Below are 8,939 nucleotides of genomic sequence, written 5' to 3'. Positions count from 1 at the left end.
CATTGCGAAGCAATTCCTACATTTATTGCTCCATGCAATGGTCGTTTAAGGGTGAGGTTTGCTGGAAGGTTTGGAGGGGGCTTTGGAGGGACAATCGAAAGTCCCTTAAAGCCGCCCTCCAAGAACGAAGGCTATCAGTAAAAATCATCAATAATTACAAGACACCAAAAAAGTCTGCACTTCAAAATAAAAAAACCCAAAACCAATATTATTACAAAAAAACAACAAACCCCCTTGACACTTTCAAAACAAATGTTAAAATTAATATAACTGGCGATGTTTATATAAATGAAAGTGAAAAAATTAAGTTTTTTTCCAAATCATGAGTGCAAAATATTGTTAGTTGCTAAGGTTTTTTTACTTGAAAAATACATAAAACACCAAAATTTTATGTATATTTGAAAAAGAGGATCAAAAGCCTTAGAAAATTCTTGTTTTACCTAAGCTTTGAAACAAAGTAATTTACACATTGTGTAGAGATTGTGAAGTATTTTTAAAAAATATTTTTTAGAAATATTGGCAAATTTTACAAATGTGTTGCAATTTTGTAGCAAAGAGTGTATTATAAGAAGTGAAAAGTGAGTACTAATTAAAAATTAGTAAAAATTAAAGGAGATGTTTAAAATGAAAACAAATAAATTCGCAGCAGGCGCTTTAGCACTAGCTATGGGTCTTGCAGCAATAGCTCCAGCTTACGCTGACACAACAACAACAACTACAACAACAGAAACAACTGGAACAACAAATGCAGAATACCCAGCAGCTTGGCAATATACAGAAAAAGGTAAAGCATATGTAAATGCTTTCAAAGCTTGGAGAAAAGCAGTAAAAGAGCACGATGAAGCATTAGCTAAAGAAGCTGAAGCAGCAAAAAAATTAGAAGCTGCTAAAGCTGACCTAAAAGCTTATTACGATGCAATTCATACAGCTCATGAAAAAGTTGTTGAAAGATATGGCTTACTAGCTAGATCATTCCAAAACTTCCAAAAAAATGATATCAAACTAACATGGGAAGTTACAGCACAAGTACATTCTGATAATACTGCAGTAACAGCATTAGTTGAAGGAACACAAATCGTTCACTTTACAAAAGCAGTTTATGCAGGTTTAGGAACAAATGCTCCAACTACATTAAAAGAAAATGAAGCACGTACATTAGTTACAGAATACAACAATGACGTTGATAGATTTAACGTTCTAGTTGACGCTCACAATGCTTTAGTAAATCATACAGTAGAATCAAAATTAGTTCTAAAAGTAGAAGAAGCTAAAAAAGCACTTGAAGTTGCTACAGAAAACAGAAAAGCAGCAGCTAAAAGATTAGATGCAGCTTATGCAGCTCTTGAAGCAGCTAGAAAAGAAGCTTATGATTTAGGTCTTAGCAGAAAAGTTATTGCTGAAGCTGAAAAACTTGGTGATATTACAATAATCACAAAAGAAACAAAAACAACAACAGAAAAACCAAAAACAGAAACATCAACAACTACTACAACAACAGAAACAACAAAACCTGGTAAAGTTGACAAGGGAATCTCTGCTGAAACAAGAGCAAAACTTGAAGCAGCAATCAGAGACGCTGAAATAAAAATCGAATCTGTTAAATTCCTAAAAGAAAATACACCAAAAACAATTGCTAAAGTTGTTGACAAACTTGACAAAATAGTTGCTGAACAAAAAGAACTTATCAAATCAGCTAAAGAATTACTTGGTCAAAAAGTTGGATTTAGCCTAATCTCTACAGCTTATGCAGATGATGAAAAAACAGCTGAAGAAAAAGCTAAAGAATTAACAGACAAATTAAACGAAAACACAGCTGAAATCGAAAAAACATTAAAAGAAAACGAAGCTAACCAAGGTAAAGAAGAAAAACCAGCTGATACAAAGAAACCAGAAGAAAAACCAGCTGATACAAAAAAACCAGCTGATACAAAAAAACCAGCTAAAAAAGCAGGCAAAAACGCTAAAACAGGTATCGCTGGAGTAGCAGGAGTTGCAGGCGTATTAGCAGCAGCTTCAGTAGCTTACGCTACAAGCAAAAAAAATAAATAATCTATCTAAGATTAATTATTAAAAACAAAAAGAGCCAGCAAAAGAGTGCACTCACAGGCTCTATAAAAATAAAGTAACGCGCGGTACTCACTTGAAAAAAACCACCCACAATGTTGTGGGTGTTTTTTTGTGTATTTTTATTTATTATTTTTACTGTTTTGGTGTCTTATAATATTTCATAATTTTTATTAAATGGCTTCGAACTCGGGGGATAGGAATTAGGGGCGGCAGAGGCCCCTTATTTCCTTTCCCCCGATCCCCCTAAACCTTTTTAACCCCTCTGCCACTGCGTGGGGCAATGAGCAGAAGAAGTTCGCTCCGCGAATTCTTTTTTTGAAATATTTGGATTTTTAAAGACTTGAGAACATCAATTGGTTTATTCTCTCAAATTTATAAAATTTATTTCAAATAGGACATTGCGAAGCAATTCCTACATTTATTGCTCCATGCAATGGTCGTTTAAGGGTGAGGTTTGCTGGAAGGTTTGGAGGGGGCTTTGGAGGGACAATCGAAAGTCCCTTAAAGCCGCCCTCCAAGAACGGAGGCAAGAAGTTAATTAATAAAAAAATATAAGATATCTATCATATATCGTGATTGATCATAAGACTACTATATTAATGATTATAAAAAATATTATTCCAACGAGATGTTTCGACTCGCTTCGGTCGCTCAACATGCCAGGTGGTTCTAGGTTTTCAAATAGGACATTGCGAAGCAATTCCTACATTTGTTGCTCCATGCAATGGTCGTTTATAGGGTGAGGTTTGCGGGGTGGTTTGGAGGGGGCTTTGGAGGGACAATCGAAAGTCCCTTAAAGCCGCCCTCCAATGACGAAGCAGATAAATTCAAAGTTTCATAAAATATAAGACATTTAATAATTTTGAATCTTTTAAAATTCACCTCATATAGTATATAATTATCCTAAAGACTAGAAAAAAAATAAAAAAAATCAAAAACTTTTACCAGCACTGGAGCATTTATGACTAAAAAAAATCCTAAAAACAGTAAAAAAATAAAATTCCTTAAAAAATCAATTCTCGTAATATTTGGCATTTTCTTTTTAATTTCTTGTGGAACTATAAGCGAAAAACCACAATCCTTGCCAAAGACTGAAAAATTGGAAGCTAAATCTGAAGAAATTCACGATCTTAACAAGCTTTCAGCCTTTATTTTTGATAAGCTAAAGGGGCAAAAACTTATTAGAAATTATGGTGAGGATACGGGTTGGACTGAGATTATTTTTGACGAAGATGGAAATTTCCATGGCTCATATATTGGGACAATCAAAAGTGACGGTTTTGATGGAGGACTTGACCAATATGCCAAAAACAGATATTTGGTTGGAGAAATTCACGAATCAACTTTTGAGGGGAAATTTAAACTCGTTAAGCAAGTTAATGACTATGTGCTAATGATGCAAATGGAGGAATTTACCATCACGTCAAAATATGGCGCCCACGATGGAACGCATTTTAATGTGGATTTTGCCTTGGGAATTAAGGTTGATGCTGATTATTATTTATTTATCCCCAAAACACCAGAAGAATTTTTGCCAAAAGAGCAAACAAAGCTAAAAGATAATTACAAATTAGAAGATTCAACGGAAGATAAAACTGACGGTTTTATTTTGCGGAATAAGTACCAGGACGAAGTTTTTAACCAATTGCATTATGAGTAATTTTCATAAAAAGAAACAAAGAAAAAGACCTTTGGTAAAATCAACTAATCTAATCCCATAAAGAGTAAATTTCTTGATGATTTTAACCTTAGGTCTGTTTTTTATATATTGATTTTTAGTATTCTCATTGAATAAAGGACTGCTATTATTGATACTCCAACATCTCCAAAGATTGCTAGCCACATATTGGCAAAGCCTAGTAGGCCCAAAATTAAGATGGCAATTTTTATTGAAAGTATAAAAATAATATTATTTTTGACAGTTTTGTTGGTGACATCAGCTATGTCCATTAGCTTACCCATTTGTTCAAATTCGCCATTTACAATTAGTATGTCGGAAGATTCTATTGCCAAATCGCTTGCGCCCTCGCCCATAGAAATTCCAAGATCTGCCTTTGTCAAAACTGGTGCATCGTTGATGCCATCACCAACAAATACTACTTTTTGGCCGGATTGTTGGTAATTTTCCATAATTCTTAGTTTTTCATCAGGCATTACTTCTGCATAGTATTTGTCAAGACCCAAGGCCTTTGAAGTTTCCTTGACTGGTATTTCAGAATCGCCAGAGACAATTGCAATGTCTGTGAAATGTTTCTTTAGTCTTTGTAAGGTTTTTTTGGAATTTGCTTTGATTTGATCTTCAATTATTATTTTCGCACAAATATTACCATCAATTGATAGATAAATTGCTCTTTGGCTTTCTTCTTGGTCAAATTCTACAAATTTTTTAGATCCAAGTTTTATTAATCTACCATCATTGGTCTCTGCTTTTACGCCAAGACCTTTTTCGTTAGAAATTTCTTTAAATAATTGAGGTTTTTCTTCTCTATCTAGGGATTTTACAACCGCTTGGGCTATGGGATGAGTTGACATTAGCTCCATATTGTAGATGTAATCGAGAATTTTTTCCTTATCTTCTTCTCCATAATAAATAATATCTTTTAGCTCAAATTCGCCAGTGGTTAGTGTTCCAGTTTTATCTGAAAGTAGGACTTTGGACTTATCCAAGGCTTCAAAACATTGGCTACCCTTAATCAATATTCCATTTTTGCTAGAAAGGCCAAGGCCTGACATAAATGTTAGTGGAACGGATAGGACCAAGGCGCAAGGACATGATATTACCAAAAAGGTTGCCGCTCTAAAGATATAATCGTAGAGATTTTTGTTAAAAAATACTGGGGGAACTATTGCCACTAACAAGGCAATACCAACAACTATTGGCGTATAAACTTTGGCAAATTTGCTGATCATTTTTTCGCTTTGTGATTTGCTTGAAGCTGAATCTTCAATTAGTTCCATAATCTTTGCAGCAAGTGAATCTTCAAATTCTTTTTCGGCACGAATTTTAATAATTCCTTCTTTCATAATTGAAGATGAGATTATTTCTGAGCCGATTGAAACTTCAACTGGCATAGATTCACCAGTTACAGAAGAAGTATCGATGAGTCCTTCTCCTTCGACAACTACGCCATCAACTCCAACCTTTTCTCCATCACGAATCAAAAGTATATCGCCAACTTTTATATCGTCTAGGTCAACTTGGGAAATTTCACCATTTTCATTTACTATATTTGCAATATCTGGAACCAAATTTATCAAATTTTCGATATTTTTTCTAGACCTGAAAGATGCAATTTCCTCAAATAATTCTCCAAAGCTGTAAAAAAGCATAACCGCTATGGCCTCTACATATTCTCCAAGGGCAAAGGCCGCAAGGGAAGCTATGGACATAAGGAAATTTTCATCGAGCGCTTGGCCGTTAATTACTCCCTTGATACCTTTTGTGATTATTTCCCAGCCAGCCAATAAATAAATGGCTAAGAAAATTATCATCATCAAAGTTTTATTTGCAATATTTCTAGAAAGTAGATATGAAAATAAGGTAAAAATCCCAAGAAAAATTAGCTTTGTGAGTGTTTTTCTGTGATTTTCTGTCATCTGCTTAAACATAATAACCTACTTTTTAACAAAACTTGTTCCTGGTTCGTATTTTTCTGCTAGGGAATTTGCTTCTTCAATGATTTTTTCTATATCAGCATCATCAGTTGTTTCTAGCTTTAATTTTCTTGTAAGAGCTGAAAGATTGACATCTATAACGCCATCAATTTTTTTCATAGCATCTTCGATTTTTGTAGCGCAATGTGGGCATAAATTTTCGCTTTCTATATTGTATTTGTATTTCATTTATTTCTCCTTTATGTGTTCTAATCCACTTTTAAAAATTGTTTTGACATGGTCATCGGCAAGTGAGTAAAATATGGACTTGCCATCTCTTTTTGAAGCAACTAAATTATTATCCTTTAGACTTTTTAGCTGATGGCTTATGGCAGATTGGCTCATTTCCAAGTCTTCGGCTATGTCACCAACGCTCATTGGGCCATTAAAAAGCTCATTTAAAATCCTAAGTCTTGTCGAATCGCCAAAGAGCTTAAATAAATCTGCCAGATCGAAAATTATTTCTTCGTCAGTTAAAGTTCTCATATACACCTCTATTCATATGATCATATGTTCATATCTATTGTAACTCATATATTTATTTTGTCAAGAAAAAATTTTTGATTTTGGGTATAAGTATTAAAAAGAAAAGCGAGGAATAATATGGATGATAAAAAATTAAAACAAATAGGAGCGATAATAGCAATCATTGCATCAGTTGTACTATTTTTTAAAAAACAAGGCGGAGTTGGATTTTTCTTCTTGCTAATAGGCTTGATTTTATTTATAAGGTCAAAAAAAGGCGAGAATTATATGTCAATGTGAGAAGTTTGTATATTTTGAATGTAAATTTTTTAATTAATTATTATCTTATATTTTAATATTTTTTAACTTTATTGACTTCGTCCTTGGAGGGCGGCTTTAAGATCGGGTTTAAAAAATCAAAATAAAAACATAGAAATATTTTTTTATTGTGAATTTAATAATAATTAGATTTCTTTTATTATTCTATTATATAAAAAAATTGCTTCGTTTTTGGGGCGTAGGGACGAGGGGTTACGGAGACCCCTACGTCCCTTCCCCCAAACCCCTACCCTTGTTACTCGCCACTGCGTGGAGCAATGAGCAGAAGAAGTTCGCTCCGCGAATTCTTTTTTTGAAAAATAGTTTTAAAAAGTTTGAAAAATCAGTCAGTTTTTTGTCTCGAATTTGTGATGATAATTTCAAATAGGACATTGCGAAGCAATTCCTACCCTTGTTGCCATGCAATGGTCGTTTACAGGGTGTCCTTTGCTGGGTGGTTTGGAGGGGGCTTTGGGGACAATCGAAAGTCCCTTAAAGCCGCCCTCCAAGGACGAAGGCTATTATTAAAATTATGATAAATAAAAAGACACCAAATTTTTCTATTTTCCTATAACACTTATACTCAGCTGGCATCCTGAGCGGAAGTTTGCTTTTGCAAACTGGAGTCGAAGGATCTTGGGGGTGTTTTGTTTTATAAAGATTTCCTCATTCCAAAGAGATGTTTCGACTACGGGAATCTTCGATTCCCTCCGCTCAACATGCCAGGTGGGGTAACGCTCAACATGCCAGGTGGGGTAACGCTCAACATGCCAGGTGGGGTAACACTCAACATCCCAGAGTAGAGGTTACACTCAAGATGGTGGAGCGGGTGTTTATTTATAATGTTTAAAAATTCCCATAAAAAATAATCGACCAGGTTTCTGAACTGACCCCCAAAAGTTAGACCTAAAAACTAACTAACGGAGGTCAGTTTTTTAATGGCAAAATATAGCACAGAATTCAAAATGAAAGTAGTAAAAGAATATTTAGAATCAAACATCTCATATAAATCTTTATCAGACAAATATTGCATACCATCAGAAAGCGTAGTGAAAAGCTGGGTAAATGCATACAAATCACAAGGCTATGAAGGACTAAAAGTAAAAAGAAAAAATACACAATATACTTTGGAATTCAAGTTAAATGTAGTAAACTTGTACTTAACAGGAGAAATGTCCTATCAAAGCCTAGCAAACAATCTTAAAATCAATAATCCATCAATAATCACCCGATGGGTCAATGAATATAGAGAAAAAGGAATTGAAGGACTTAGATCTAAAAAGAGAGGAAGACCTTCAAAAATGCCAAAATCCCCAAAGAGATCAAAAGACACTAAAATAGAATCATCAGCAAACATAACTAATTTAGAAAATGAATCATTAACACAAGCACAACTAAAAGAAAAGATAAAGAAATTAGAAGAAGAAAACTATTGGCTTCAATTAGAAAATGATGCAATAAAAAAAAAGATAGAATTGTCTCAAATGACAGATACAGAAATAAGACAATTGCTGAAACAATCAAAGTCTTAAGAGATAAATACAAACTAAAAGACTTGTTAAAATACTTTAACATTGCCAAATCAACATACATGTATTGGCAAAAACGCTTAAATAAACCAAATAAAGATCTAGAATTAGAAAAGAAAATACTTAAAATAAGAAAAGACAATCCAAACTACGGCTACAGAAGAATAACAGCAATGTTAAAAAGATCAGGACTGATAATAAACAAAAAGAAAGTACAACGATTAGTTCAAAAGTTAAAACTTCAAGTAAAAAGCTATTCAAGAAAAACAAGAAAATACTCATCCTACAAAGGACAGGTAGGAAAAATATCAGACAACAAAATAAAAAGAAACTTTAAAGTGGAAACACCATACACACAAATAACAACAGACACAACAGAATTTAAGTATTTAGAAAAAGATAAAACAGGAACATATCAAATAAAGAAACTCTATCTAAACCCATACCTAGATATGTACAACAGTGAAATACTTAGCTATGAAATATCAAAACACCCAACAATAGAACCAATCTTAAAAGCCTTAGACAAAGCAATAGAGGTAACTAATAAAAATAAAGAAAAAAGAATATTCCACTCTGATCAAGGCTGGGCATACCAAGTAAAGCAATACACATCAAAACTAGAAGAAAATGACATCACTCAATCCATGTCAAGAAAAGGAAATTGCTTAGACAACTCACCAATGGAAAATTTCTTTGGGATATTAAAACAAGAAATATATTACGGAAATAAATTCTATTCATACGAGCACTTAAAACAAACAATTGAAGATTTCATAAAATATTACAACGAAGAAAGAATAAAAGAAAAATTAGGATACTTATCACCAATAGAATACAGAAAGAAGAATGCAGCATAAAAATTTCCTACCCCTAGGGGTAGGATAGGACAAAGAAATACCAGGG

8 protein-coding genes are annotated in these 8,939 nt (G+C 33.5%); 5 read left to right on the top strand and 3 right to left on the bottom strand.

What is annotated here, in order from left to right:
* Positions 1–624: 624 nt before the first annotated feature.
* Positions 625–2,049, top strand: a complete 1,425-nt coding sequence (locus tag GAN53_RS06600) for a hypothetical protein (RefSeq protein WP_151410249.1) — start codon at positions 625–627, stop codon at positions 2,047–2,049.
* Between the two features lie 979 nt (positions 2,050–3,028).
* Positions 3,029–3,727 (top strand): hypothetical protein, encoded by a 699-nt coding sequence (locus GAN53_RS06595; protein ID WP_151410246.1) that lies wholly within the window; start codon positions 3,029–3,031, stop codon positions 3,725–3,727.
* Between the two features lie 101 nt (positions 3,728–3,828).
* Here the strand turns inward: GAN53_RS06595 and GAN53_RS06590 are convergent, their stop codons facing one another.
* From GAN53_RS06590 to GAN53_RS06580, 3 genes are read right to left on the bottom strand one after another with little or no spacing between them, the layout of a single operon-like run.
* The gene (locus GAN53_RS06590; RefSeq protein ID WP_151410243.1) at positions 3,829–5,676 is read right to left on the bottom strand and encodes a heavy metal translocating P-type ATPase; all 1,848 of its coding nucleotides are present in this window, start codon (positions 5,674–5,676) and stop codon (positions 3,829–3,831) included.
* 6 nt (positions 5,677–5,682) lie between these two features.
* On the bottom strand, positions 5,683–5,910 hold the full coding sequence (locus GAN53_RS06585; protein ID WP_151410241.1) for a heavy-metal-associated domain-containing protein: 228 nt from the start codon (positions 5,908–5,910) through the stop codon (positions 5,683–5,685).
* Positions 5,911–6,207 (bottom strand): ArsR/SmtB family transcription factor, encoded by a 297-nt coding sequence (locus GAN53_RS06580; protein WP_151410238.1) that lies wholly within the window; start codon positions 6,205–6,207, stop codon positions 5,911–5,913. It abuts the gene before it with no gap.
* 117 nt (positions 6,208–6,324) lie between these two features.
* On the opposite strand from GAN53_RS06580, the gene GAN53_RS09775 reads away from it, so the two are divergent.
* From GAN53_RS09775 to GAN53_RS06570, 3 genes are all read left to right on the top strand, one after another.
* Entirely contained in the window at positions 6,325–6,486 is a 162-nt protein-coding gene (locus GAN53_RS09775) for a hypothetical protein (protein ID WP_180753310.1), read from the top strand.
* Between the two features lie 956 nt (positions 6,487–7,442).
* Positions 7,443–8,036, top strand: coding sequence for a helix-turn-helix domain-containing protein (locus tag GAN53_RS06575; protein WP_151409095.1), 594 nt, complete (start codon positions 7,443–7,445; stop codon positions 8,034–8,036).
* Complete coding sequence (locus tag GAN53_RS06570; RefSeq protein ID WP_151409096.1) at positions 7,979–8,893, top strand: IS3 family transposase; 915 nt, start codon at positions 7,979–7,981, stop codon at positions 8,891–8,893. The genes GAN53_RS06575 and GAN53_RS06570 overlap by 58 nt, the downstream gene beginning before the upstream one ends.
* Positions 8,894–8,939: the final 46 nt, after the last annotated feature.

This window comes from Anaerococcus sp. Marseille-P9784 (assembly GCF_902500265.1).
In the GTDB taxonomy this organism is placed as follows: domain Bacteria; phylum Bacillota; class Clostridia; order Tissierellales; family Peptoniphilaceae; genus Anaerococcus.
The sequence above is the reverse complement of the archived record's forward strand: the minus strand, read 5'-3'. Positions and strand labels throughout refer to the sequence as shown.